18 protein-coding genes and 1 tRNA gene are annotated in these 25,244 nt (G+C 58.9%); 8 read left to right on the forward strand and 11 right to left on the reverse strand.

Annotated features, from left to right (window positions below; genetic code table 11):
- The first annotated feature begins 263 nt into the window (after positions 1 to 263).
- Both RSF91_RS06330 and trfA read left to right on the forward strand, forming a co-directional pair.
- Positions 264 to 479, forward strand: a complete 216-nt coding sequence (locus tag RSF91_RS06330; protein WP_332567614.1) for a DNA-binding protein — start codon at positions 264 to 266, stop codon at positions 477 to 479.
- Positions 480 to 499: 20 nt separating this feature from the next.
- Entirely contained in the window at positions 500 to 1,420 is a 921-nt protein-coding gene (trfA, locus tag RSF91_RS06335; protein ID WP_332567615.1) for a plasmid replication initiator TrfA, read from the forward strand.
- A gap of 336 nt (positions 1,421 to 1,756) precedes the next feature.
- On the opposite strand, the gene RSF91_RS06340 is transcribed toward trfA, so the two are convergent.
- Entirely contained in the window at positions 1,757 to 2,230 is a 474-nt protein-coding gene (locus RSF91_RS06340; RefSeq protein WP_332567616.1) for a hypothetical protein, read from the reverse strand.
- Between the two features lie 2,277 nt (positions 2,231 to 4,507).
- Here RSF91_RS06340 and RSF91_RS06345 point away from each other — a divergent pair.
- Positions 4,508 to 4,584, forward strand: a tRNA-Arg gene (locus tag RSF91_RS06345).
- 70 nt (positions 4,585 to 4,654) lie between these two features.
- Here the strand turns inward: RSF91_RS06345 and RSF91_RS06350 are convergent.
- The 5 genes from RSF91_RS06350 to RSF91_RS06370 all read right to left on the reverse strand — a co-directional run bounded on the left by RSF91_RS06350 (position 4,655) and on the right by RSF91_RS06370 (position 11,749).
- Positions 4,655 to 7,021, reverse strand: coding sequence for a CHASE2 domain-containing protein (locus RSF91_RS06350; RefSeq protein WP_332567617.1), 2,367 nt, complete (start codon positions 7,019 to 7,021; stop codon positions 4,655 to 4,657).
- A 116-nt stretch (positions 7,022 to 7,137) separates the two neighbouring features.
- Positions 7,138 to 8,901 (reverse strand): FecR family protein, encoded by a 1,764-nt coding sequence (locus RSF91_RS06355; RefSeq protein WP_442878808.1) that lies wholly within the window; start codon positions 8,899 to 8,901, stop codon positions 7,138 to 7,140.
- 38 nt (positions 8,902 to 8,939) lie between these two features.
- Entirely contained in the window at positions 8,940 to 9,653 is a 714-nt protein-coding gene (locus RSF91_RS06360; protein WP_332567618.1) for a response regulator transcription factor, read from the reverse strand.
- An 82-nt stretch (positions 9,654 to 9,735) separates the two neighbouring features.
- Positions 9,736 to 11,037, reverse strand: a complete 1,302-nt coding sequence (locus RSF91_RS06365) for a tryptophan--tRNA ligase (protein WP_332567619.1) — start codon at positions 11,035 to 11,037, stop codon at positions 9,736 to 9,738.
- A 43-nt stretch (positions 11,038 to 11,080) separates the two neighbouring features.
- Positions 11,081 to 11,749, reverse strand: coding sequence for a site-2 protease family protein (locus tag RSF91_RS06370; protein WP_332567620.1), 669 nt, complete (start codon positions 11,747 to 11,749; stop codon positions 11,081 to 11,083).
- A gap of 231 nt (positions 11,750 to 11,980) precedes the next feature.
- On the opposite strand from RSF91_RS06370, the gene RSF91_RS06375 reads away from it, so the two are divergent.
- The gene (locus tag RSF91_RS06375; RefSeq protein ID WP_332567621.1) at positions 11,981 to 13,234 is read left to right on the forward strand and encodes a methyl-accepting chemotaxis protein; all 1,254 of its coding nucleotides are present in this window, start codon (positions 11,981 to 11,983) and stop codon (positions 13,232 to 13,234) included.
- A 77-nt stretch (positions 13,235 to 13,311) separates the two neighbouring features.
- On the opposite strand, the gene RSF91_RS06380 is transcribed toward RSF91_RS06375, so the two are convergent.
- Both RSF91_RS06380 and RSF91_RS06385 read right to left on the reverse strand, forming a co-directional pair.
- Positions 13,312 to 13,956, reverse strand: a complete 645-nt coding sequence (locus RSF91_RS06380) for an L-threonylcarbamoyladenylate synthase (RefSeq protein ID WP_332567622.1) — start codon at positions 13,954 to 13,956, stop codon at positions 13,312 to 13,314.
- A gap of 18 nt (positions 13,957 to 13,974) precedes the next feature.
- A complete protein-coding gene (locus RSF91_RS06385; protein WP_332567623.1) occupies positions 13,975 to 14,838 on the reverse strand; it encodes a 3',5'-nucleoside bisphosphate phosphatase in 864 nt (287 codons plus the stop codon).
- 242 nt (positions 14,839 to 15,080) lie between these two features.
- On the opposite strand from RSF91_RS06385, the gene RSF91_RS06390 reads away from it, so the two are divergent.
- Both RSF91_RS06390 and RSF91_RS06395 read left to right on the forward strand, forming a co-directional pair.
- Positions 15,081 to 16,817, forward strand: a complete 1,737-nt coding sequence (locus RSF91_RS06390; protein ID WP_332567624.1) for a methyl-accepting chemotaxis protein — start codon at positions 15,081 to 15,083, stop codon at positions 16,815 to 16,817.
- A 309-nt stretch (positions 16,818 to 17,126) separates the two neighbouring features.
- Positions 17,127 to 18,842: a methyl-accepting chemotaxis protein gene (locus RSF91_RS06395; RefSeq protein ID WP_332567625.1), complete on the forward strand. Its 1,716-nt coding sequence runs from the start codon at positions 17,127 to 17,129 to the stop codon at positions 18,840 to 18,842.
- A gap of 48 nt (positions 18,843 to 18,890) precedes the next feature.
- Here the strand turns inward: RSF91_RS06395 and recJ are convergent, their stop codons facing one another.
- Positions 18,891 to 20,630 (reverse strand): single-stranded-DNA-specific exonuclease RecJ, encoded by a 1,740-nt coding sequence (gene recJ / locus RSF91_RS06400; RefSeq protein ID WP_332567626.1) that lies wholly within the window; start codon positions 20,628 to 20,630, stop codon positions 18,891 to 18,893.
- A gap of 43 nt (positions 20,631 to 20,673) precedes the next feature.
- Positions 20,674 to 21,645, reverse strand: a complete 972-nt coding sequence (locus RSF91_RS06405; protein ID WP_332567627.1) for a phosphoglycerate mutase — start codon at positions 21,643 to 21,645, stop codon at positions 20,674 to 20,676.
- 127 nt (positions 21,646 to 21,772) lie between these two features.
- On the opposite strand from RSF91_RS06405, the gene RSF91_RS06410 reads away from it, so the two are divergent.
- Both RSF91_RS06410 and lolD read left to right on the forward strand, forming a co-directional pair.
- Positions 21,773 to 23,026, forward strand: a complete 1,254-nt coding sequence (locus RSF91_RS06410; protein WP_099739083.1) for a lipoprotein-releasing ABC transporter permease subunit — start codon at positions 21,773 to 21,775, stop codon at positions 23,024 to 23,026.
- The gene (lolD, locus tag RSF91_RS06415) at positions 23,019 to 23,708 is read left to right on the forward strand and encodes a lipoprotein-releasing ABC transporter ATP-binding protein LolD (RefSeq protein ID WP_332567628.1); all 690 of its coding nucleotides are present in this window, start codon (positions 23,019 to 23,021) and stop codon (positions 23,706 to 23,708) included. Before RSF91_RS06410 ends, lolD begins: the two co-directional genes overlap by 8 nt.
- A gap of 72 nt (positions 23,709 to 23,780) precedes the next feature.
- On the opposite strand, the gene RSF91_RS06420 is transcribed toward lolD, so the two are convergent.
- Positions 23,781 to 25,205, reverse strand: coding sequence for a methyl-accepting chemotaxis protein (locus RSF91_RS06420; protein WP_332567629.1), 1,425 nt, complete (start codon positions 25,203 to 25,205; stop codon positions 23,781 to 23,783).
- Positions 25,206 to 25,244 lie beyond the last annotated feature (39 nt).

Consider the following 25,244-nt stretch of genomic DNA (forward strand, 5'->3'; position numbering starts at 1 on the left):
TCATGCAAGTCATGCAAGTCATGCAAGTCATGCAAGTCATGCAAGTCATGCAAGTCATGCAAGTAGTGTGCCGTTGAGCATGCAGTTTCACTATGATTTGGATGATGTTGTAAAAATGCATAAAAATTAAAAATCAATTAATAACAATCACTTAGGTGAATTTTTTACCATATTCACCATATGCGCCATACTTCCGCGCATCGTTCCGTTTACTCAAACTTCGCTCATACCCGATGTGTTTCGGTTGTTTTCGGAGCTAGAGCATGACGAAAGAACAAGCCCTCACAAGCAAATACGGCACCTTGATGACGTTGGTGCATTTGGCCCAAGAACTTCATCGTTCACCCGATGGCCTTCGTATCAGTCTGCGCACCAATGTCGGCTGGGCAGGTCAAGTCAATGCAGCTCGTAAAAAATTCGGACGGCGAGTGTATTTTGATACCGCAAAAATCGCGGAAATCATCGAACAAATGAACTGACCTGAGTTTGGAACTTCCTGGTGTCCGAGCTCCTTGATGAATCGCAAGCCGAGGTACGGCAACGGCAGTTGCGCGTGTCTGATTCAATTGCGTGGCTCAAGCAACGTACTGAGGAAGTGCAAGCTAAGGTTGAGAAGAAAGTTGCTAGTAGACCTGCTGAGCTGTTTCTACGAGGCATGGGTGAATTTAAAAGGGCAATGCCGAATCAGATAGCAAGATCGTCACTCTTTGCTCCCATCGCTAGAGGGCATCGGCAGCAGCTCATTGAGACGGTGCTTGTTACACGCTCAGATGCAGTCATGAGCTATTCGGGAGAGCAGCTCGATGAGGCTGATGCTGATATTACGTTGCAATTATTTTTTGAGGCCAAGAACCAGCCGCTAGGCCTGCCGGTCGCGGTTAATCGCGCAGCTTTGCTGCGTGCGCTAGGTAGGCAAACAAATGTGAGTCAGTACCAATGGCTCATGAGGCGGATGAAGGCACTAACCGAGGCAACCCTCATCGCGGAAGCAAAGCGCTCGGATGGCACCAGGAAGTACAGTGTCGGGAAAACAGATGCGTTTCACATTGTTCAGAGCTTTGGCTATGACTCAGTCACAAAGACCTATAACTTCACGCTGGATTCGCGTTGGACAGTGCTGTTTGGCAACGATGAATATGCCCTTCTGGATTGGGAGAAGCGAAAGCAAATAGGCCGGGGGCAAGATATGGCCAAATCTCTTCAGCTGCTTGTGGCCACGTCGAGTGACCCCATACAACGCTATGTGCTGGAATGGCTCAAGGAAAAAATGCAGTACAGGGGGCGAATGCGAGATTTCAAGAAAGCCCTAGCGCGTGCATGTCGGGAACTGGAGCGCTTGAACATCATTGCCAATTACAAAGTCGAGATTAGTACTAAAGGTAAACAACAGCTATCGATCTGGATGACAGTATCCGCATAGCGTCGTGCCTTGCCCGGGTGCAGATTCCAGTCTTTATGGTCACTGATTCCAAGGTTTCGTGGACAGTACGCTGATTTCATCTAGACGGCTAACCACCCAACTTGGACAGCTTGCTAATTCTGCTTTCGGCCATGAGCAGACACCCATGGTGCACCTCCGAACTACAGCTTCAAGCTGTGAGCGGTCTGCTGCCGGAAGGCAGACTTGATGAGGCAACACGACAAACCTGAGGTACCCATCAGCAGTCCTTCGTGTCGGCCGGCGATCGACCCAGAGCAGAAATCCACTAACGATTGAATTCAGCGGCTACCATAGGCCGTCCGCTGCAATGACGGGTTAGGCATCAGTGCCGCCATCTCCCAACTCTTTCAACTTAGTTGCAACTTCCTCCCGGTACTTATCAATGTTCTTGATCTGTTTGGACCGTCGCAATGTGTCTATGACCTCTCGAGCGATCAAGACGCCGCCAAATATCGACGTGAATTGGGCTCCAATCGCCAATCCTTTGGACCCACTGAATGCCAAATTTGATAGGGCGAAGAAGAGCCCCGTCATAACTCCAAATGCTGACGTTAGCAGAGTGATGAGTAATACGGCCTCAAGCAAGAACACTTGATGTTGCCCCGGCTCTTTAGCGATTTGTTCAATCTTCAGAAGCTCGCGCTTGAGCGCCTTTGTCTGCTGAAGTGACCGACTGCGATTCCGCTTAGCCCACCACTGGCCAATCGATGGTGTAACCAGGTTGACAAAAATTCCAATCGGAATGGCCAGCGCTAGGCCAAACCAAAAGCTGAAATTGAGTTGATCCATATTCGAGATGATCCGATCGCCTTCTGATGCCTAACGATTGACATGAGCTGCGTGCCGTAGGCATGTCGTCTCGATAGAAGTGTTAAGCGTCATCTTAGCTGTCTGCTTCGTCAGCATCAAAGCTGGCGAATATGCACGCATCGAGCTCGCATGGATAGATATCAAGTTCCTTCGCTATGCGTTGAATGATGTCTTGAACGAAGAGATATACGACTTCGTCGGTTAGTGCACTTCCTGGGCTCACAGCAGACGTAGATTCCTGGAACTCGGAGGGTAGCTCAGGGTCGTTTGCTGCCGTCAACGTTAAGCAGCTGGATGTCCATCTAATTTTGGACTACTGTCCACGAGCACTGGAACGGGCGATCAAGTAAGACTGGAATCTGCACCTGGGGTTAGAACCGCGCTGTTCATGATGAGACCAACTTGCCGCAGAAGCTCTCGATCAAAGTGCTCTGAGTCGGACTCAGACAACGTTAAGTAAGTGGTGCTGTACACCATGTGCAGGCACACAGGCCATTAAGGCCTGTATGGCCGCAGATCGGTGTGGATGAGTGGGGGCACATAGCTCACTGTCTGGACGACGTAGTAACAGCCACCTGCGCAGTGGCTCATCGTAATGCTCACGTCTTGCGGCTGACGTCATTGGCTACTGGCAGGCACTTGGTGATCTGTAGTTAGTAAGCGCAACCATCATCTCAAAATGCTATGGAGACTGTGGCTTGCCGATTTGAACAACACGCTAGATGCTCGAATTCAGCTCAGGTAATGAGGGAGCCTTGCTTTCCCTTGATTACGCGATTCCTGATTCAGGGCATCTGCATAGCATCGCTCCGTCATCTGCATAGCGTCGCTCTTCATCTGCATAGCATCGCTCTTCATCTGCATAGCATCGCCCAAGGGTGCTTCAAGGTACTGTCACTGTTGGATTTTTTGACGCGTTGCCGCCCTTTACCTTCTTATTACCTTTTTCTTACCTAGCGTGACCTGTGGATAGGCAGTTGTTCATGGCTTCATTAAGCAACTGCTAACTGCTAACTGCTAACTGCTGGGTGCAGGCCATCCGCCCACGCTCCGCCTGGAAAAATTGGCCTTTGCTTTTTGAGCGCTGGCGTTACTTGGATTTTTTCCAGGCCTTGGCCGGTGCGGGTCTGCCAAATGGATGACCTGAGGGGAAGGTGGAAATGCGCGTCCTTAAGCGCATCCTGAGGTCAACTCTTTAGGGCTTGCTGGTCTTTTGCTTATGTTCTGCTGATCTTTTGCTGATGCCCTATTGAGAGTTGCTGATGTTTTGCTGATACCGACTGCGTTGCAGCACGTGGTCGGTATTCGATGGAGTGTCTTGGACACTGCGGCAACTCAATTGAACGAACTTCGCTGCTTAGTGGAACATAAAGAACGTGACACGCTGTAGGTGGTTTTTAATGATTTTTTCTTTTTAAATCATTGAGTTAATGAGTGGTACACGCAAGCCGAAATGTGCTCCATTGCGAGCACATGTGATGGCGTCCTGTTGGGGCCGTGAATTTGCAGTGAGACTGCAGTGGCGATGCAGTGAACTTGCGGTGTAAGTGCAGTGATAAGGCCGTGAATCTGCAGTGCCAGTGCAGTAGTTGCTGAGGGGCTATGTAAAGACAGGGCCGCGTGCTTTGCTCGCTAGGAATGCTTCCCAAGCGTCTGTAACCGTCCCGCTCCCGCCCGAGAGGGCTATCCAGTGCTTGCGGTTGGCCTCATCAAGTTGGCTCCACCAATCTTCACGTGCCCGCTCGTAGGCGGTGGGCAAGTCTTCTGCCCAATCCGGTAATGGCAGATGTTGACCTGGTTGGAGGTACGCTCTAAAACAAGGAGTCGGTTCGCGCTTCATGCGTGTGGATCCTAGAGTTGTTGGACGATGTGGAAAGTGGGGCAAATTCTTAGCTTCTACTGGCAATTCAAACCCTCTTGTGAAGAGCTTGTTTGGCTTTTGGCCTGGGATTTCTCGGTACACCAGCGGTACACCCACCAGTTCTATCGAACTCCATCAAATTTCGCTAACTTACTGTCACTAAAATACTTTTAGCTTCTGCAGGTTTCGGTGCACTTCGGTACACTTCCCTAGGCAAGCACAAACCTGCCGAAACTCATAATCCTTTGGTCGACAGTTCAAGTCTGTCACGCCCTACCAAACATGTATCAAGCCTGTCATCTTCGTCGGTGACAGGCTTTTTCTTTGCCTGATTGCGAAAAATTTGCTGATTTGGTCTGAGAGGTGTTTTTTCACCGCTAGAATACAACCCTGTTGCGGCTGTAGCTCAGCTGGATAGAGTACTTGGCTACGAACCAAGGGGTCGTGGGTTCGATTCCTGCCAGCCGCACCAAAAACGTCTAGCCTCAGAACTGAAAAGTTCTGAGGCTTTTTCGTTTCTTGCTCTCAGATGTGTTCTGGCTTCAGGCCTTGGGGATATGTAGAGTGAAAGTGCTGCCATGACCCAGTCGGCTGCTGATCTGCAGGCTGCCGCCATGGCGCTGGGCTACGGTGCGGGTAAAGGCCAGGCCCAGACCCACACCATCCATGCGCTCATGCTGCTGCAGGCGCTCGAAGGGCTGGCTGAGTTTGGTCAGCGAGGCTTCATCCATGCCCGGGCCGTGATCGCGCACGGCAATGCCCCAGCTCTGGGCGTCTTCCACAATGCGGCATTCGACGATGGCGGCTTGATCGCTGTCCTGCGGCTTGCCGTATTTGATGGCATTGGTCAGCAGGTTGATGACGGCGCGGTGCAGCAGGCCGGGGTCGCCGTGCACGCTGGCTTCAGTCTCTGGCAGCTCAAACACCAGCTGCACGTTTTGCTGCTGGGCTTGTGTCCAGCAGTCAGATACGGCTTGATCGGCGAGCAGGCCTAGGTCCAGCAGTTCGCTGCGGTAGTTTTGCTCTTGCGCTCTTGCCAGGTGTACAAAGTCGTCTGCCAGTTGGAGCGATGACTGGGCGTAGCTTTCAATGCGGGCAAACAAAACGTCTTCAGACTCGATGCGTTTGCTGGTGCGTTGCATCTCCAGCAGCGTGATGATGGAGCCGACTGGCGCGCGTATGTCGTGTGAGATGAATTGCATGGCCTGATCGCGCTGGGCCTGTGCGCTGCGTAGGTCGCTGATGTCGATCAGCGTGATCAGCCAGCCGGATGTGGGCGGTGCCTCAAATGCCTGACTGAGCAGCATGAGATAGCGGCCCTGCGTGTCGCGGCCCTCGCTTTGGCGGGGCAGGGTGGCTTGCTGGAGGGCGTTGCGGCTGAGCAGTGGCGCGCTGCTGGCGGGCAGGCTTGCAGAGTGGTAGTCGTGGCTGGTGGCGTTGTGCAGGCCGGCCAGCAGGGTAATCAAATCATCGCCTTGCTTGAGGCTGGTGCCCAGACTTTCAATGTGGCGGTAGGCGGCGGTGTTAGCCAGCAGCACCATCCCGTCGCGGTCGCAGACAAAGGTGGCCGATGGCAGCTGGCGCAGGCTTTCGCTCACAAAGTGGTGCAGGGCGCGCAGCTGGCGGGAGGCTTGCTCGACGGCGGCAATGCGCTGGTCGAGTGCATCGCCTTTGAGAGCGCTGGTGCTGATGACCGGCAGGCCCTGGCCTTGCAGGTCTTGCAGTTCCAGCGCGAGAAAGCGGGTGGCGGCTCGCAGGCGCAGCCAGCTCCACAGCGGGTAGGCGAGAGAGAGGCCCAGTAGAGCCGCAGCGGGTGCAGTTTGCACATGGCCCCAGCGCGGGGCAAGCCCGGCGATAAGCAGGCTGAGTAGTGCCAGCAAGGCGCTGGCAATCAAGCCGCCGGAGGGGCCGACCCATGCCAGCGCAAGCAGGCCCAGCAGCACAGGCAGCAGATTGAGTGCGCGGTTGAGGGAGGGCGAGGCCGCTTCCAGATGCGTATCGAGCAAGATGCCGTTGAGCACATGGCCCAGCATTTCCACATTGGAGACCAGGCGTGCATCAAAGCCGATAGGTGCGGTGAATTTTTCACCCAGCCCAGCGGCGGTAGCGCCAATCAGCACGTATTTACCGCGAAACGCTGCGGGGGGGATGTTGCCGCGCAGAACGTCGATATAGGAATAGGTGGTGAACGGTGACTGATGGCCTTGCTGCTTGTCTTGCGCAGCGCTGGCAAAGGCGATGAGCTGGGGCTGCAGGCGTTGCCATGTCGCTCCAGGCTTGGTGGGTGTTTGAGCCGCTTGAGTGGGCTGGCAGGGCTGAGTGGTTTCGCCCACGCAATGTAGGCTCAGAGCCATATGCCACCAGAGCTGGCCGGGCCGCCCTTCTTGTGCGTAAAAGCGGCGCACCACGCCATCGGCATCCATGGGCATTTGCGTGTGGCCCAAGGCTGCGGCCACGCTGGCAAGGCCTTGCAGTGGTGGTGTAGCTTCGCCCTGCGCGGCGCGGGTGATGGGCAGAACTACCTCGCCGCTTTTTTGCAGCGAGAGTTGCAGCAGAAGGTCATCGCCGGGGTAGTCCAGATCTTCTTCGCTGAAGACGATATCCAACCCAATGGCGCGAGGCTGGCCCTGCTGAATGCGTTCCAGCGCAGCGGCGTGCAGGGCGCGGCGCCAGGGCCAGCGGCCAATGCTGTCAATGCTGTCGTCATCAATGGCGACGATGACGATATCGGGTGATGCAGGGCGCTGGTGCAGCCAGGCCGAGGTGTCTTGAATGATGCCGTTGATGCGTACCAACTGATTGCTGCCGCTAAGCCAGTACGTCAGGCCGAGCAAAAAGGCGCTGAGCAGCAGCCAGCTCAGGCGCAGGTTTTGCAGGCGGTTTTTGCGTTCGGGTGGTGCTTCAGTCATGCAGAGAGTGCGGTGAAGCAGTCATAAAACAATAGCTGCCAGCGCTTGATAGCTCTTGGTTTAAGGCATGAATCCCATGACATTCCATTGAAATCATGGGCTGGCAGCTACTGTTTTTACTGGCGCATCAGGCGGGAGCCATCGCCAGAGGTCAGGGTCTGGCCCTCGACCGAGGTGACCGAGTTGCCGGTCTGGAACTGGCGTGCTGCCGAGAAATTGCTGCGCAGGCCGTTGCTGTCTTCCACCTGCATTTGCAGGTAGTAAGCACCGACGGGAAGGTCTTGTGTGCCCCACTCGGGCTGCGTGATCCAGGTGTCGACCACTGGCGTGGCAAAGCCGGGTTCGCTGGCCACGACGATGCGGTAGCGCTGGCCTTCTTCACCGGCCCAGCGAATGTTGCGGCTGCCCTCACCCGCGCTGCCGTCCAGTTGCAGGTCTGGCGATTTGGGGGCGTGGGCCAGTTTCAGCTTCTGGGGGGCGGCGAATGGGCCAGCATCCCGCTGACCATTGCTGAGTGTTCGAATGCTGGCAACGCGCCACTGGTACTCGCCCACGGGCAGCTTGGCCAGCGCATCGGCGGGCAGGGTGCAATCTTTGAGGTCGCCCGCATCAAGCAGGGGCTGGGCGAAGTTACCAGCGGCATCGGCCACCTGAATGCGATGGGCGGAGGCCTCAGTCACCTTGGTGCATTGCAGGCCGCGCTGGCCCAGACCGACAGTTGCATCCGGTTCTGGCGATTCGTAGTGCGGAGGCACGGGGTGGGCCTTGACGCGCAGAGCCTGCAGGCTGCGGGCGCCAGGAATGCCATTGACATCAATGGCGCGAATGGCGGCGATGTAGTTGCCGTCTTCCACGCCCGTCAGGCGGGCGGGCGATTGTGTGAACATGCCGCCGCGCACGATCTGGGTGATTTCTTTGTCTTTGGCCAGTTGCACCTGATAGCGCACCGCGCCGGGCATGGCAGGCAGGGGCAGACTGACCCAGTTGGCGTCTTCCGCCAGTGCGGGCCACGCAGCAATATCAGGCGCCCCCAGCATGGCTGCAGGCTTGCCCAGCTGGCCGCTGGCCGAGACGGCAAGGCCTTGGCCGGGCTTGAGCAGGGCAGAGGGCTGACCCGCCTGAATGGCGACCGAGCCTTCATCCACAGCTGCAGCGGTTTGGCCTGCAGCATCGGTCAGCACCAGAAACTGGGTGCCGCGCACGCTGGTGGATGCAGCCAGTGTGCGCACTTCAAAGCGGCGTTCACCATTGGTCTGCTTGGGCACAGATGCCTCAATTCCGCCTTCGCGCAGGTCGATGACGGATTGCAAACTGCCGGCGCGGCCCTTGCGGCGCATCTGGCGCAGCTCTACATCAGACTCTGACTGCACCCGCACCAGCGACCCATCAGCCAGACGCACAGATACAAAGGCGTTGGCCGGAACCTTGAGCGAGTCACCTTCCTGCAGCAACTGGCCTTTTTGCACCGCTTGCGAAGCGGCACTGACCACATTGGCGGTGTCTGCGAGATGGCTCAAAGAGCGTGAGCTGCGTACATCACCCTGCACAAACTCTACCGATGCCGTGGCTGCGCGCAGCAGACGGGTCGGAATTTCAAGCATCGAGCCGGGGCGCAACTGAAAGGGGTTGTCCACGCGATTGTGGCTTTGCAGCGCGGTCCAGTGCGTGCGGTCGCCCAGATAGCGGGCGGCCAGCATTTCCAGTGTGTCGCCAGCCACCACGCGGTGCACGATAAAGTCGCCGCCGCGTTGCTTGGGTGTGATCTGGGCGTTGACTGCATTGGCCCCCATCAGCCCTGCCAATGCCACCCAGAGCGCACCTGAGCCCAAGCCATACAGCGAGGCGTGGGTTGCAAAGCGGGACTGAGGGCGAATAGGCATTTTTTGAAGGTGGGGTGTGGGGTTGGTGCTATTAAAAATCAGGCGGCGCTGGGCTCTTCGGCCTCAGCGGTTTCGGGGGCATCCAGGCGGTAGCCATAGCCATAAATAGCGGAAATGGCATAGGGCTGTCCAGCACGCAGATTGAGCAGGTTGCGCAGGCGCGAGACATGGGTGTCCAGCGAGCGCGATTGCACCTCGGCGTTATGACCCCATACCACTTCGCGCAAATGATCGCGCGAGAGCAGGCGGCCCCGGTTCTGGAACAGCGTCAGCGCCAGCGTGTATTCGCGGTGTGTGACTTCCACGGGCTTGTCATCCATCTCAATGCCATTGGTGGCGGTGAGAAAACGGTAAGGCCCGAAAGTCAGAACGCTTTGCGCAGCCAGCGGGTAGGAGCGGCGCAGCAAGGAAGAGATGCGCGCGCGTAACTCACCCGCACGGATAGGCTTGATCATGAAATCATCAGCACCGCTGGCCAAGCCTTCAATAATGTCGGCCTCTTCGCTGCGGTGGGTGATGAAGATGATGGGTACATCTTTGCTGATCTGCTCGCGCACCCAGCGCACAACATCGGGGCCCTTGGTGTCGGGCAGTTCCCAGTCGATCAGTAATAGATCAAAGCTCTCGCGTCGCAGCGCTTGCTGCAGCGCGGCGCCTTTGAGGAAGGTGTGGCAACTGTGGCCTGCTTCTGTGGCGACTTGGCGCAACAGTTCTAATTGCAAAGGATCGTCATCCAGGGCGGCAATACGCATTTCTCATCCCTTTCGTGCGAAGTATTGAATCTCCACTGCCCGGCAATGGCTCGGGCAGCTCTCTCCATGATTCCAGCGCAGTTTACTGCTCTGCGGCTTCTCGCAACTGTTCAAGCGCCTGAAGCACTTGTTCGTCACTGATTCCGTCAAGCGACTGCAGGCGAGGTTTGATCGCTTCCAGAGCCGCTGCGCCTTCACGCTGCAGCTGAGCAATGCTCTGACCTGCTTCCTTGGGGGCGGTAAAACCCTGGCTTTGCAGCAGCAGCTGGCCATCGGCGGCCACGAGCTTGAAGTAGAACTGGCCATCCGCCTCACGGTACTGCTTGAACTGGGGCAGGGCTGTTTTGGCCGTCTTTGCCTTGGCTTTGCTGGTCTGCGCCAGATTGCGAATGCCCACGGCGCTGCGCAGCTGCTGCAGCAAGGGAGTGGCCAGCTTGCGGGCCTTGATGCCACCGGCTTGCAGAATCTCTTCCAGCTCGGCGGGGTGGGCCATCAGGTATTCATAGCGCTCGCGCATGGGCGCGATTTCGCGGTCGATGCGCTCGAACAGGGCCTGCTTGGCATCGCCCCAGGCAATGCCTGCGGCGTATTGCTGGCGCAGGGCTTCGGTTTCTTCGGCGGTGGCAAAGGCTTGATAGATCTGGAACAGGGCCGAGCCTTCGACTTCCTTGGGCTCGCCGGGCGCGCGCGAGTCTGTGGTGATGCCGTTGATGAGCTTTTTGAGCTGCTCACGCGGGGCAAACAGCGGAATCGTGTTGTTGTAGCTCTTGCTCATCTTGCGGCCATCAAGGCCGGGCAAGGTTGCAACGCTTTCTTCGACCACGGCTTCGGGGAGGGCAAAGTATTCGCCGCCGTAGATGTGGTTGAAGCTGGAAGCCATGTCGCGCGCCATCTCCAGATGCTGGACCTGATCGCGGCCCACGGGCACTTTGTTGGCGTTGAAGACCAAGATGTCAGCGCCCATCAGCACGGGGTACATGAACAGGCCTGCGGTCACGCCGTCGTCAGGCTCGGTGCCTGCGGCGTTGTTTTTGTCTACGGATGCCTTGTAGGCATGAGCGCGGTTGAGCAGACCCTTGCCGGTCACACAGGTCAGAAACCAGGTCAGCTCGGGGATCTCGGGGATGTCCGACTGGCGGTAGAAAGTGACGTGTTCGGGGTCCAGACCGGCGGCCAGCCAGCTGGCGGCAATCTCGATGGTGGAGCGCTGCACGCGATCGGGGTCCTGGCACTTGATGAGCGCGTGGTAGTCGGCCAGAAAGTAGAAGTTCTCTACGTTCTTGTTGCGGCTGGCCTCAATGGCGGGGCGCATCATGCCTGCGTAGTTACCCAGATGTGGGGTGCCGCTGGGGGTGATGCCGGTCAGGAAACGGGTAGTGCTCATAGGAATCAACAGCAAAAATCGATAGCAGTCTGCCGCGCCTGTGTCAGCGCAGCAAGGCCATGAAGGGGTAGAGGATCAGGTCGATGGCCGAGTAGCCGAGGCTCATCAGCGGGCGCAGCCAGTAGCTGCCGACCACGCCGAGCAGAACCAGGCCCATGACGATGAAAAAGCCATAGGGCTCAACACGGGCTACGGCTTGCGCCTGCTTCCAGGGCAGCAGGCCAACCAAAATGCGGCCGCCATCGAGCGGCGGCAGTGGAAAGAGGTTGAAGGCCCACATCACAAGGTTGACTGTGATGCCGGCGCGGCACATCTCCAGGAAGAAGCGCTCGTTCTGGCCCAGTGCTACCAGCATCACCAGTACCAATGCCCAGAAAATGGCCTGTACAAAGTTGGATGCCGGGCCCGCCAGCGCCACCCAGATCATGTCGCGCTTGGGGTTGCGCAACTGGTCAAAGCGCACGGGAACGGGCTTGGCGTAGCCAAACAGAAAAGCCCCCGACGTGGCGAAGTACAGCATCAACGGCATCAGGATGGTGCCGACGGGGTCGATGTGCTTGATGGGGTTGAGCGTGATGCGACCCATCATGGCTGCGGTGTTGTCGCCAAAATGACGCGCCGCATAGCCGTGCGCCGCCTCATGAATGGTGATGGCGAACAGCACAGGCAGTGCGTAGATCAGGACGGTTTGAATGAGTTGGGTGAATTCCACCCGGTGATTGTCTCAGACGCTGCGCCTTGGCGCTGTCTCACTCTTGCACAAGTCAGCTTCAGGGCCTGAAATTCGGGTTGCACATAGTTGCCAGATCAAGCAATTGTTGCAAAATGCAACCCGCATGCAGCTTGGGGTCAGCGCTTGGCCGCTGCTCAGGTTGTATGCGAGTCAGATAAATCAACCAATAACAACGCGTTCGGCACAGCAGGGCTGGGCAAGGGGATCAATATGACGGTGAGCAATCGACTAGTGATTGCATTTGTCAGCATCAGCGTATTTGTGCTGGCGCTGATGGGCATTGCGTGGGTGGCTATGTCTGATGTGCTGACGGTGCTGCAAGCGGGTTCGCTCACGGCCCAGCAGTCGCAGCAACTGATGACTGAAGTCCAGCGCTCGCGCTGGTGGTTGCTGGCGCTGGGGGCCTGGGTGTTTATTTCTTGCGCGTGGTCGTGGTTCAGCCTGCGCCGGGGCATTGTGGCGCCTTTGCAAGAAGCGATCTTGATTGCCGAGACCGTAGCTGCGGGTGACTTGAGCAAAGAGTTTTCATCCAGCGCCACCGGTGAGTTTGGTCGTCTGCTGACAGCGCTGAGCACCATGGAAGACACGCTGACTGAACTGGTGGGGCGCATCAAACAGTCCACGGATTCGCTGGCCGTATCGGCCTATGAGATTGATGCAGGTAACTCCAACCTCTCCAGTCGCACCGAACAACAGGTTAGCGCGCTGACCGAAACGGCGGCCAGCATGGAGCAGCTCACCATCACAGTGCGCCAGAACGCCGAGCGCGCGCATTCAGCAAGCTCTCTGGCCGTGACGGCATCGGCTAACGCAGGGCGCGGCGGGCAGGTGGTCAATCAGGTGGTCGACACCATGGATGCCATCAGCGGCAGCTCACGCAAGATTGTGGACATCATTCAGGTGATTGAAGGCATCGCCTTCCAGACCAATATCCTGGCGCTGAACGCTGCCGTGGAAGCGGCCCGAGCCGGAGAGCAAGGCCGTGGCTTTGCCGTGGTGGCTAGCGAGGTGCGCTCTCTGGCAGGCCGCAGTGCGGAGGCTGCCAAACAGATCAAGGAGCTGATTACCGCCAGCGTTGCGCAGGTGGAAAGCGGCTCCGGCTTGGTGGGGCAAGCCGGTAGCACCATGCAGGACATCATGCAGTCCGTAGGCCAGGTGACGGGGTTGCTGGGTGAAATCTCCGGCGCGCTGAAGGAGCAAAGCGAGGGCATTGCCCACGTCAATACTGCCGTGGCGCACATGGACAGTACCAATCAGGAAAACGCAGCGCTGGTCATGCAGGCCACGCAGGCCGCGGCCGCGCTCAATGCCCGCACGCAGGATTTGCAGCAGGCCGTGGGTGCTTTCAAGCTGGATGACGACGATGTGCCCGCGCCCATGTTGTCGCTGCACCCAGCCATGGCGCCTGCGGGACGGCATGCGCCACTCGCATCAAAGCCAGTGCTGGCGTATGAAGAATACTGATTTCAAGTGAAATCAGGCTGTAGCCCAATATTGACAGGCGCTATGTGCTATCAATATTGGGTGAAGAGTTTTTGAGTTCAGTCGGCTTGAAGGCCGATGTCTTCCAGACTGCCCAAACCCTGACGCACCACGACGGGCGGGTTGTTCAGGGCCATGGGCGTGAGGTCCAGCACGGTGGTCGGCTGCTGCGGGCAGGCCCCGGAATCAACCACGGCATCGAGCTCATGCGGGAAACGCTCCAGAATCGATTCCGCATCGTTGAGCGGCTCGGTCTCTCCGGGAGCAATCAAGGTGGTTGCCAGCAGTGGTTCGCCCAGCTCCTCCAGCAGCAGTTGCAGGCCTTTGCGATCAGGCACGCGCAGGCCGATGGTCTTGCGCGAGGGGTGGCTCAGGCGCTTGGGCACTTCCTTGCTGGCTTCAAGAATAAAGGTGTAGGGGCCGGGCGTTGCCAGCTTCAGCAGGCGGTACTGGCGGTTGTCCACGCGGGCGTAATTCGCCAGCTCAGACAGGTCGCGGCACAGCAGTGTGAGGTGGTGCTTGTCGTTGATCTGGCGAATGCGGCGCAGCCGGTCTACGGCGTTCTTGTCATCAAGGTGGCAGACCAGGGCGTAGCTTGAATCTGTAGGCACTGCCAAGATGGAGCCCTTGCGCAGCATGTCTGCCGCCTGCTTGATGATGCGGGGCTGAGGATTCTCTGGATAGACTTCAAAAACGGTGGTCATGCGGGCTTTCGTTGAGGTTCAAGCACGCTGAATGCGGTCTTGCAGCAGCTCCCACACAGGGGTGAGCTTGCCGGGCAGGTAGGGAAGCTGTCCCAGGTCGATTTGTGATTCTTCGGGGCTGTGAAAATCGCTGCCGCGCGATGCGGCGAGATCGAACTCTTTAGCCATATCGGCATAGGTCACATATTCATGCGGGCGGTGGCTACCGGTAATAACTTCTACGCCTTGGCCGCCCAGCTGCTTGAATTCTGAAAACAGCGCGTATTCCTCAAGCGCGCTGAAGTCATAGCGCGCAGGGTGGGCAATGACGGCCACGCCGCCAGCATCCACAATCCAGCGCACGGCATCGCGCAGATTGGCCCAGACATGGGAGACATAGCCGGGTTTGCCTTCGGTCAGGTAGCGCCTGAAGACTTCATAGGTATCGCTGCAAACCCCGGTCTCCACCAGAAAGCGCGCAAAGTGGGTGCGCGAGACCAGCTCGGGGTTACCCGCGTGGCGCAGTGCGCCTTCGTAGGCCCCGGGAATGCCTGCTTCTTCCAGTAGACGCCCCATCTCGCGGGCGCGCGGGCCGCGGCCATGGCGGGTGTCGTACAGACCTTGCGTCAATTCGGCGTTGTCGGCATCAAAGCCCAGGCCCACGATATGCACGCTGCTGCCCGCGTAGCTGACGGAGATTTCTGTGCCCGTCAGATAGTCCAGACCCGCAGCCTTGGCCGCTGCGGCAGCGCGGTGCTGGCCGCCGACTTCATCGTGATCGGTCAGCGCCCACAGCTCCACCCCTCGCTCAGCGGCACGCTGGGCCAGTTGCTCAGGCGTCAAAGTGCCGTCGGAGACGACAGAGTGGCAGTGGAGATCGGTGTTCAGGTAGGTTTTTGGCACAGCTTCATTGTAGGTCGTCGCATTTTCTGTGTTGCCCGTACAGGCTGGAGCGGCTTTACCGACAAAGTGCTGCAGTGCGGAGTGCTTGATTTGTAACAATATTTAATATTCCCCGACCGATGACGATGATATGGGGATGCCGTTCCGGGCTGACACGGGCGCTGCCAACCGCTCATGGCGGTTTGGATCTGTGCAGCCTGGGGATTGCTCTTGCTCAACCGTATTGCTTAGATTGGTTTTCCATGAAGTTGAATCAGTTCACTGTGGCCCAAAAGTTGTGGGTGCTGGTGATTGGCCTGTTGCTGGGCATGTTGGTGGTGAACGCCGGCAGCCTGGTGTACTTACACAATGTCAACACCACCATTGCCGACAACGTAGACCGCACCCAGACCGCTGCCACCTTGGCGCGGGAATGGCGCAATCTCACCGAGACCAGTATTGACCGCTCCATCGTGGCGGCGATCTCCAGCGAGGAAAACCTGGTCGTGCAGCAGCGCCAGCTGATGACTCAGGGCATTGAGCGCATCAATGCCCTGCAAAAGCAGGTGGTGGAAACCGCTCGCTCCGAAGAGTCGCAAAAGGCGCTGGAAGGTATTGCGGAGCATCGCCGCAAGACACTGGAAATCAATGCAGCAGTACAGCAGGCCCGTAACAACAGCGACTTTGCTGCGACCTACGACCTCGTAGAAAAGCAACTGCGCCCCACCGCCAAGGCCTATATCGATGCCCAGGAAGCCTTTGTGCGCCTGCAAGAGCAGCACCGTGATCAGGCCAGGAGCAATGGCGAGCGGCTGCGCAGCAACGCCTACTGGGTCAGCGGCAGTGTGTGTGGCTTGCTGGTTTTGCTGGGCTTGGTTATGGCCGTGCTGATCGTGCGCTCCGTGACCCATCCCTTGAACGAAGCCGTGGCCCTGGCCAACACCATTGCAGGGGGCGATCTCACGGCCTCTGTCAATGCGGATCGCAATGACGAACTGGGTTTGCTTCTCAAGGCCTTGAATGCCATGACCGAGCGTCTGCGCAGCGTGGTCGGTCAGGTGCGCTCGGGGGTGGAATCTGTCTCCTCGGCCTCGGGCCAGATCGCCACGGGCAATCAGGACCTGTCGGCCCGTACCGAGCAGACTGCCGCCAATCTGGAAGAAACCGCCGCCAGCATGGAAGAGCTGACCGCTACGGTGACGCAATCGGCCGATACGGCCCGCCAGGCCAATCAACTGGCATCAACTGCTGCGCAGGCCGCAGAGCAAGGCGGTCAGGTGGTGCAGCGCGTGGTGCAAAGCATGGGCCAGATCACGGACAGCAGCCGCAGAATTGCCGACATCATCGGCGTGATCGATTCCATTGCTTTTCAAACCAATATCCTGGCGCTGAATGCGGCGGTAGAAGCCGCCCGTGCGGGGGAGCAAGGCCGTGGTTTTGCCGTGGTGGCCAGCGAGGTGCGAGCCCTTGCCAAGCGCAGCGCCGATGCGGCCAAGGAAATCAAGCAGCTCATCACCACCAGCGTGGACAACGTGCAGTCGGGCTCTCAGCAGGTGGAGCTGGCAGGCAAGAGCATGAATGAGATCGTGACCAGCGTGCGCCGCGTCAGTGATCTGATTGGTGAAATCACCGCCTCGTCGACTGAGCAGCGCGACGGTATCAATCAGGTGAATCAGGCCGTCACCAATCTCGATCAGATGACCCAGCAGAACGCGGCGCTGGTGGAGGAATCCAGTGCAGCTGCGCTGTCCATGCAAGAGCAGGCAGAGCGTCTGGCCGAGGTGGTTTCCATCTTCAAGCTAGGCCAAGAAAGCGGCTATGCCAAGGTGGCTGCACCCCAGCGCGCCGCAAGCCGCGCGGTGCCTGCCATGGCACCCGTCAAGCAGCGTGCAGCAGCGATGACAACTAAGCCAGCCAGCAAGGCCGCTACGCCCACGGCACTGGCTGCCAGCAGCAAGTCGGCTACAGCGGCTGATGACGGGGACTGGGAAACTTTTTAAGTAGCCGCATCCGCATCCCAAAAGCCCGCAGCATCTGAAAAGAAGCTGCGGGCTTTTTCATGCCTTCTTTACGAAGTAAGGTTTTGCGGTAAGCGGGAAAGTCCTAATAACAAGAGCTATGCCCAAGATGGAAAGCAGTTGTAACAATTATTAATATTCCGGGGCAGCCTTGAGGAGCTAACTCCGCCTGGCTTGAGAGAGGACGTCAAGGGCCAGGAATTGACCGCCAGAGTCATGAATAAGCCAGCCCGGAGTTCACGATGCGTGACGTACCAGTGTTTGGATTTTCTTGTCTGGATTGGTTGGTTCATGAAGTTGTTTCAATTCACTGTAGCCCAGAAGCTATGGGTGCTGGTGATCGGTCTTTTGGTGAGCATGTTGTTGCTGGTGGCGGGCAGTCTGGCCTATTCCAGTCGTGTCAATGAAAGCGTTTTCTCGGCAGCCGTGCAGGCACAGACTGCGGCTGATCAAGCCAAAGAATGGCGCATCCTGACGCAAATGAGCATGGACCGCTTTACGGCGGCAGCCATGTCGACTGAGGAAAATCTGGTGGAGCATCAGTACAAGCTGATGGGTAGCCTGATCGCCAGCATTAATGCGCTGCGTGAGAAAGTGCTGGCGCAGGTGCATACCGATGAAGCCAGGAAATTGATGGCGGATGTCAACAAGCACCGCGACACCTTGTTTGCCGCGAACAAGGAGGTCGATCAAGCCCGGCGTGCACGTGACTTTGAGCACTCTCAGAAACTGATTGAAGAGCAGCTCAACCCGGGTGCTCAGAAATATTACGCAGCCCTTGATGCCTATGTACAGCTGCAGGATCGCTATCGCATGCAGGCGCTGGAAGATGGAGAAGCCAGTCGCACCAAAGCCTATTGGGTTATTGCAGCAGCCTGCGGTTTGATCATGCTGCTGGGGCTGGTGACCGGCGTGCTCATCATGCGATCCATTACCCAGCCGCTGATGAAGGCGGTTGAACTGGCGGATGCTATTGCAGATGCTGACTTGAGCGTCAGTACAGACCATCAGCGTGATGACGAGCTAGGTCAGCTGCATCGTTCGCTCAATGTCATGGCTGCGCGCTTGCGCACGGTGGTGGGGCAAGTGCGCTCGGGCGTGGAATCCGTGTCTTCGGCTTCAGGCCAGATCGCCATGGGCAACCAGGATTTGTCAGCTCGTACCGAGCAGACTGCCGCTAACCTGGAAGAAACCGCCGCCAGCATGGAAGAGCTGACCGCTACGGTGACGCAATCCGCCGATACGGCCCGCCAGGCCAATCAACTGGCATCCACCGCTGCACAGGCCGCAGAGCAAGGCGGTCAGGTGGTGCAGCGCGTGGTGCAAAGCATGGGCCAGATCACGGACAGCAGCCGCAGAATTGCCGACATCATCGGCGTGATCGATTCCATTGCTTTTCAAACCAATATCCTGGCGCTGAATGCGGCGGTAGAAGCCGCCCGTGCGGGGGAGCAAGGCCGTGGTTTTGCCGTGGTGGCCAGCGAGGTGCGAGCCCTTGCCAAGCGCAGCGCCGATGCGGCCAAGGAAATCAAGCAGCTCATCACCACCAGCGTGGACAACGTGCAGTCGGGCTCTCAGCAGGTGGAGCTGGCAGGCAAGAGCATGAATGAGATCGTGACCAGCGTGCGCCGCGTCAGTGATCTGATTGGTGAAATCACCGCCTCGTCGACTGAGCAGCGCGACGGTATCAATCAAGTGAATCAGGCCGTCACCAATCTCGATCAGATGACGCAGCAGAACGCGGCGCTGGTGGAGGAATCCAGTGCGGCTGCGCTGTCCATGCAGGCGCAGGCTCAGCGTTTGTCTGAGGTGGTTTCTGTCTTCAATTTAGGTGCGGGGGCTGTAACTGCTGGCGCACCGGCGCTGGCTCCCGTTCGTATGTCTGCAGCCAAGGTGATGAAACCATCGAACCGGCAGGCAGCAGGTGCACCCAAGTTGGCGCCAGCCCTGAAGAAGCCACAGCCGCTTGCAACTATGGCGAGTGAAGGCGACTGGGAGAAGTTTTAAGCGCTGAAAAAATGCAGCCGCCGTGCAGCGGCTGCATTTTTGCCAGCGTCAAAACCCCATATTGCCTGCGCCGCCTTCAAAGTCCTGCGCGGCCTCTACGAGGAATTGCACTTTGCGCTCGCCGCGCCATTCGTTGATGTCGAGACGATAAGCCAGCGTGGTGCGGGCGGGTAGCGGGTCGGTATGGTTGAACCAGATAGCATCGACCTTGGAGCCATGGTGCAGCAGCTCTAGCTTCAGGTGTTTTTCGCCGACGAGGCGCTGGGAGGTGATCTCCAGCTCTTCGCTGAAGGTCGGGGCGGCAAAGCCCTGGCCCCAAACGGCCAGTTGCATTTGCTCGATGAGGGCGGTGTCCAGCCATTGGGGCGAGAGCGGGCCGTCGGTTTCCAGCCTGCGCATCAGCGTGGCGGCATCCAGCCATTCCTGCGCGACCTGGGCCAGTGCCTGTTCAAAGTCTTTGAAGCGTGTTCTGTCAATCGTGCAGCCTGCCGCCATGGCGTGACCGCCAAAGCGCAGCACCATTCCCGGGTGGCGCTTGCTGACCAGGTCCAGCGCATCGCGCAGATGAAAGCCGGGGATAGAACGGCCTGATCCCTTGATTTCATGCTCTTTACCCGGCGCGCCGCTGGCGGCGAACACAAAGCTGGGGCGGTGCAGCTTGTCTTTGATGCGGGAGGCGACCACGCCCACCACGCCTTCATGAAAGTCGGGGTCAAACACGCTGATGGCGGGCGGCGGCGTCATGCCGTCCTTGAACAGGCCTTCGGCCATCAGCAGTGCTTGCTCGCGCATGCCCACTTCAATCTCGCGGCGTTCGCGGTTGATGCTGTCCAGCATGCGGGCCAGATTGTCGGCGCGGCTGGCGTCGTCGGTGGTCAGGCATTCGATGCCGATGGTCATGTCGGCAAGGCGGCCTGCGGCGTTGATGCGCGGGCCCAGTGCAAAGCCAAAGTCGATGGTGCTGGCCGTGTCAAATCGGCGGCCTGAAGCCTCAAACAGCGCGCGAATGCCGGGCTGCATGATGCCTCGGCGAATTTGTTTCAGGCCCAGCGCCACCAGCCGGCGGTTATTGGCATCGAGCTTGACCACATCGGCCACGGTGCCCAGTGCCACCAGTGGCAGCAATTGCTCAAGGCGGGGCTGGGTGTGGCGATCAAAACGGCCGCGGCTGCGTAGCTCGGTGCGCAGGGCCAGCAGCACGTAGAACATGACGCCCACGCCTGCCATGGATTTGCTCTCAAACGTGCAGCCGGGCTGGTTGGGGTTGACGATGGCATCGGCCTGAGGAAGGCTGTCGCCGGGCAGGTGGTGGTCGGTGACGACGACGGACAGGCCCAGCTCTTTGGCCACGGCCACGCCTTCTACGCTGGCAATGCCGTTGTCCACGGTGATCAGCATGTCGGCACCGGTTTCCTTGACGCGGCGGGTGATTGGGGCGGTGAGGCCGTAGCCATCGACCACGCGGTCGGGCACGAGGTAATCCACATGCTGCGCGCCCAGCAGGCGCAGGCCGCGCATACCCACGGCGCAGGCGGTAGCGCCGTCGCAGTCATAGTCGGCCACGATGCACAGGCGCTTTTGCTGGGCAATGGCATCGGCCAGCAGCTGCACAGCGCTGTCTATGCCGCGCAGGCCGGAGGGTGTCAGCAACAAGGCGGGCGCGTCATCCAGCTCATCGGCAGAGCACACGCCACGCGCAGCGTAGAGCTGGGCCAGCAGCGGGTGAATTTGGGCCTGCAGCAGAGTCGATACGCTGTCGCTGGGAATGGTGCGGGGCGTGATCTTCATGGTTGAGCGGCCTTGGCTTGCAGGGCAATGAGAGATTTTATTTTCATAGCATCTCTCGCAAGTCTGGTAAGCGCTTAGCTCCCAAAAGACTCTTTATTTTGTCCGCGAAGCTGCGTGGCTGGCTTTGCCATTGCACGGCATTGCGCTCGCCGCAGAGAGTGAGCTTGATGGGCTCGCCCTTGGCGGCACGTTGCTGCAAGTCGGCGATCAGGCCGCTGTCCAGCGCTTGCCAGGCTTTTTGCCAGCTCTGCACATCGCTTTGCAAGGTGGCGTGGCGCAGATCGTTGATGCAGACCGCCTGTGGTTTGGTCACGGGCAAGCTGGGCAGACTGCCCGTGCCATGCACCCAGAAGGAGTTGATGGGCGGCAGGCGGCGCTCGGTACGCTGGTCGTTGAAGACATTGGTATAGAGCAGCATTTGCAGCTCGGTCTGCAGGCGCTGAATGATGGCGCCCTGAATCGGGTTGGGCATCCAGGGGCGCACATCGCGGCCCAGAGCTCTGTCCATTGAGGCGGTGGCCAAGTCCTTGAAAGCTGCGCCGCGCGCCAGCCAGAGGTCAGGGCGCAGATATTCCAGCGTGATGCCGTCATCACTGAACCACGGCGCAATCAGCGCCAGCAACTGGCGGGATTCGTCCTCGCTCAGCGGTGCGCTGGCGGGATCGGTCTGGTGCACCTGATCGGGCGTGATATGCCAGTGGCAGGGCGTGATGAAGGCGCAGGCCTGCGTGGTCTCGCCCGATGCCAGTGCGGCCCAAGGGATCAGGCCCGGTGTGTCGGGTAGTTGCATGGCGCGGGCCAGTGCTCGCTCGTGCGGGGGCGAGAAATCCATCTCGTCGCCTTGCACCACCGTGGTGGGCATCAGCGTTGCCAGCAAGGCTTGCAGGTGGGGGAGTTGCAGGCCATCCCAGGCTTTGGGAATGTCGGCAGGGCCGCTGGCGTAGGCAACAATGATTTCAGAGGTGCCTGTGCCCAGGGCGTGGGCAGCAGGTAGCAAAGGCGCGGTCAAAGACATGCTGGCTATTGTCGTGCATGGCCGCTGCATATGCCCCGGCAAGGGCTGGAAGGCAGCACTGGTAAAAATTTGCACAAGGCTGGCGCAGGCTGTAGGGCATCCCGGGCAATGCCACAATGCGGTCAACATGCAATTTCCCTACGAATTGGCCGTGGGCTGGCGCTATACCCGTGCAGGGCGCGCTACACGCCGCAATGGCTTCATCTCCTTTATCTCGGGTGTTTCCATGCTTGGCATTGCGCTGGGCGTGGCGGCGCTGATTATTGTGCTGAGTGTGATGAACGGCTTCCAGAAGGAAGTGCGCGACCGCATGCTCAGCGTTGTCTCCCATGTGGAAATCTACGCCCCGCAAGGCGCACCCTTGCCCGATGTGGAGCGCACCATGCGTGAGGCACGCTCCAATAAGGACGTGATTGGTGCTGCACCTTTTGTAGCTGCTCAGGCATTGTTGGCGCGCGGTGAAGACATGAAAGGGGCCTTGGTGCGCGGTATTGATCCGGCGCGCGAAGGCGAAGTAACCGATCTGGCTGCGACCAGCGGCGAGGTGCTCAAGCGCCTGATCCCCGGTGAATTCAAGGTGGTGCTGGGCATTGAGCTGGCCCGCTCGCTGGGCGTGATTGAGGGCGATGTCATCACCATGATTGCCCCGAGTGGTCAGGTCACCCCTGCCGGTGTGCTGCCGCGCATGAAACAGATGACGGTGGCGGGCACGTTTGATTCGGGCCACTACGAATACGACTCGGCGCTGGTGATGATGCATTACGAAGATGCGCAGCGCCTCTTCCGTCTGGAAGGCCCGACCGGCATTCGCCTCAAGCTCAAGGACTTGCACGAAGCGCCGCGCGTGGCGCATGAGCTGGCCGATACGCTGAGCGACCGCCTGTTCATCCGCGACTGGACGCAGCAAAACAAGACCTGGTTTGCCGCCGTGCAGCTTGAAAAGCGAATGATGTTCATCATCCTCACGCTGATCGTCGCCGTTGCGGCTTTCAATCTGGTGTCCACCCTGGTGATGAGCGTGCAGGACAAGCGCGCCGATATTGCCATCTTGCGCACGCTGGGCGCTTCGCCATCGTCCATCATGGGCATCTTCATGGTGCAGGGTGCCATGGTGGGTGTGATTGGAACGCTAGCCGGTCTGGTGCTGGGTCTGGGTATTGCTTTCAATATTGACGTGATCGTGCCCGCTATTGAGCAGGCGCTGCACGCCAACTTCCTGCCCAAGGACATTTACCTCATCAGCAAGATGCCTAGTGAGCCGCAGTCCACAGACATCGTGCCGATTGCCGTGATTTCTCTGATTCTTTCTTTTGTGGCCACGATTTACCCCAGCTGGCGCGCCAGCCGCGTGAACCCTGCGGAGGCACTGCGCTATGAATAATGTTGTGATGGGTCAGACCGTGCTTGAAGCGCGGGGCCTGACCAAGCGCTTTGCCGAAGGCAAGCTGGATGTGACGGTGCTGCAGGGCGTGGACTTGCAGGTCAAGGCCGGCGAAACACTGGCCGTGGTGGGCGCATCGGGCTCGGGCAAGAGCACCTTGCTTCACCTGCTGGGGGGGCTGGATGCACCGACGACTGGCAGCGTCAGCCTGATGGGTCAGCCCTTGAACCAGCTCAGCCCGCAAAAGCAAGGCACGCTGCGCAATCAACATCTGGGTTTTATCTACCAGTTTCACCACCTGCTGGCCGAATTTACGGCGCAGGAAAACGTGGCCATGCCGCTGCGCATTCGCCGCGATGCCAAGGATGACTGCATGGAGCGTGCCGCCGAGATGCTGCGCGCCGTGGGCCTGAGCGACCGCCTGACGCACCGCCCGGCCGAACTCTCAGGCGGCGAGCGCCAGCGTGTGGCCATTGCGCGCGCGCTGGTCACCCGCCCGGCCTGTGTGCTGGCCGATGAACCCACGGGTAATCTGGATCGCGGCACGGCAGACACCGTGTTTGCGTTGATGCTGGAGCTGGCACGCAACAACGGCACGGCCTTTGTGATGGTCACCCATGACGAAGCACTGGCGGCCCGCTGCGACCGCATGGTGAGACTGGGTCTTGGCCAGCTAGGCTGATAGCCGCTGCATGAAAAAAAGGCCCGGACATTCCGGGCCTTTTTTTGATGGATAAAGGCATGCAGCCGTTATTCAATAAGCGGTCGCAGCTGCGTTTTTGATAGCGATATGGGCTTGCGCACGGGCCGACTGACTGTTCTGCAGCGATGCGTGGGAGCGTTCTGTGCGCTGATTGCCGGAAGCATCCTGCGCAGTCAGGTCGTCAGTCACTTCACGCAGTCTGGCCGACTGGGCCAGCGATGACTGAACCACCTCGCCCATGATCTGCGTGACCTGGCGCGATGAGGTGACGATCTCGGCCATGGTGGTGCCCGCCTCACGCACCTGCGTGACGCCCTGCGTAACCTGATTGACCGATGCCTGAATCAGCTGCTTGATTTCCTTGGCCGCTTCTGCGCTGTGCTGGGCCAGCTGGCGCACCTCGTTGGCCACCACGGCAAAGCCCCGGCCCTGATCGCCAGCGCGCGCCGCTTCTACCGCTGCATTGAGTGCCAGCAGATTAGTCTGGAAGGCGATGGAGTCCATCATGCCGATGATGTCGCTGATCTTGCGTGAGCTGGCGCTGATGGATTCCATGGTCGTGACCACCTCTTGCACGGTGCGGCCACCGGCCTCGGCCACGCTGCAGGCGTCTTGCGCCAGCTCGTTGGCCTGGCGTGCATGGTTGGCACTTTCAGTCAGACCTTCCACCGTGGCGCGCAAAGTGTGCGCAGCCGTCACGCGCTGCGTGATGTTGGTGGCAAATTTGACGACTTTGAAAGGGCGTCCCTCAGCGTCCAGAATCGGGTTGTAGCTGGCTTCAATCCACACTTGGCGGCCGTTCTTGCCTATGCGCAGGTACTGCCCCGCATCGTTGTGACCCATGCCCAGCTTTTGCCAGAAGTGGTGGTAGGCCAGACTCTGGCCCTCATGCGGCTGCACAAACATGCGGTGGTGCTTGCCCACGACTTCTTGAAGGTGGTAGCCCATCGTCTGTAAAAACAGATCATTGGCCGTGATGATGGTGCCATCCAGATCAAATTCGATGATGGCCTGCACCTTGGCAATGGCCTCCAGCTGGCCGCGTGCATCGTCTTCGTTTTGCTGCTGCTCGGTAATGTCAGTGGCGTACTTGATGACTTTGCGCGGCTTGCCGTGGCTGTCCAGAATCGGGTTGTAGCTGGCCTGCAGCCACACATCCTGCCCCTGACTGTTGATGCGGCGGTAGCGCCCGCTGTCATGCACGCCAGCGGCCAGTCGCTGCCAGAACTGTGCGTATTCGGCGGATTCACGGGTTTCCTCATCCACAAATAGGCGGTGGTGCTGGCCGATGATCTGCTTGGCGTCATAGCCCATGGTGCGCAGAAAGTTTTCGTTGGCCGACAGCACATGGCCTTGCAGATCAAACTCGATCACGGCCTGCACCTGATCGAGCGCGGCCAGCTTGCTTTGCATGTCATTGCGATGCTGGTTCTGGCTCAGTCGTTGCCAGAGCGTGCCTTGCAGAAGTCCTGTCATAACGTGATCCTTTGGCCAGTCGCAGAGTGCAGAGGGTGA

The sequence above is a fragment of the Comamonas sp. genome (assembly GCF_036643215.1).
GTDB lineage: Bacteria > Pseudomonadota > Gammaproteobacteria > Burkholderiales > Burkholderiaceae_C > Comamonas.

Coding starts and splice junctions, on each gene's coding strand:
- RSF91_RS06350 (WP_332567617.1), bottom strand. CDS start 7,021: ATGACTGAAGCACCACCCGAACGCAAAAACCGCCTGCAAAACCTGCGC.
- RSF91_RS06330 (WP_332567614.1), top strand. CDS start 264: ATGACGAAAGAACAAGCCCTCACAAGCAAATACGGCACCTTGATGACG.
- RSF91_RS06405 (WP_332567627.1), bottom strand. CDS start 21,645: ATGTCTTTGACCGCGCCTTTGCTACCTGCTGCCCACGCCCTGGGCACA.
- RSF91_RS06340 (WP_332567616.1), bottom strand. CDS start 2,230: ATGGATCAACTCAATTTCAGCTTTTGGTTTGGCCTAGCGCTGGCCATT.
- RSF91_RS06420 (WP_332567629.1), bottom strand. CDS start 25,205: ATGACAGGACTTCTGCAAGGCACGCTCTGGCAACGACTGAGCCAGAAC.
- recJ (WP_332567626.1), bottom strand. CDS start 20,630: ATGAAGATCACGCCCCGCACCATTCCCAGCGACAGCGTATCGACTCTG.
- RSF91_RS06365 (WP_332567619.1), bottom strand. CDS start 11,037: ATGAGCACTACCCGTTTCCTGACCGGCATCACCCCCAGCGGCACCCCA.
- lolD (WP_332567628.1), top strand. CDS start 23,019: ATGAATAATGTTGTGATGGGTCAGACCGTGCTTGAAGCGCGGGGCCTG.
- RSF91_RS06395 (WP_332567625.1), top strand. CDS start 17,127: ATGAAGTTGTTTCAATTCACTGTAGCCCAGAAGCTATGGGTGCTGGTG.
- RSF91_RS06390 (WP_332567624.1), top strand. CDS start 15,081: ATGAAGTTGAATCAGTTCACTGTGGCCCAAAAGTTGTGGGTGCTGGTG.
- RSF91_RS06375 (WP_332567621.1), top strand. CDS start 11,981: ATGACGGTGAGCAATCGACTAGTGATTGCATTTGTCAGCATCAGCGTA.
- RSF91_RS06355 (WP_442878808.1), bottom strand. CDS start 8,901: ATGCCTATTCGCCCTCAGTCCCGCTTTGCAACCCACGCCTCGCTGTAT.
- RSF91_RS06380 (WP_332567622.1), bottom strand. CDS start 13,956: ATGACCACCGTTTTTGAAGTCTATCCAGAGAATCCTCAGCCCCGCATC.
- RSF91_RS06410 (WP_099739083.1), top strand. CDS start 21,773: ATGCAATTTCCCTACGAATTGGCCGTGGGCTGGCGCTATACCCGTGCA.
- RSF91_RS06360 (WP_332567618.1), bottom strand. CDS start 9,653: ATGCGTATTGCCGCCCTGGATGACGATCCTTTGCAATTAGAACTGTTG.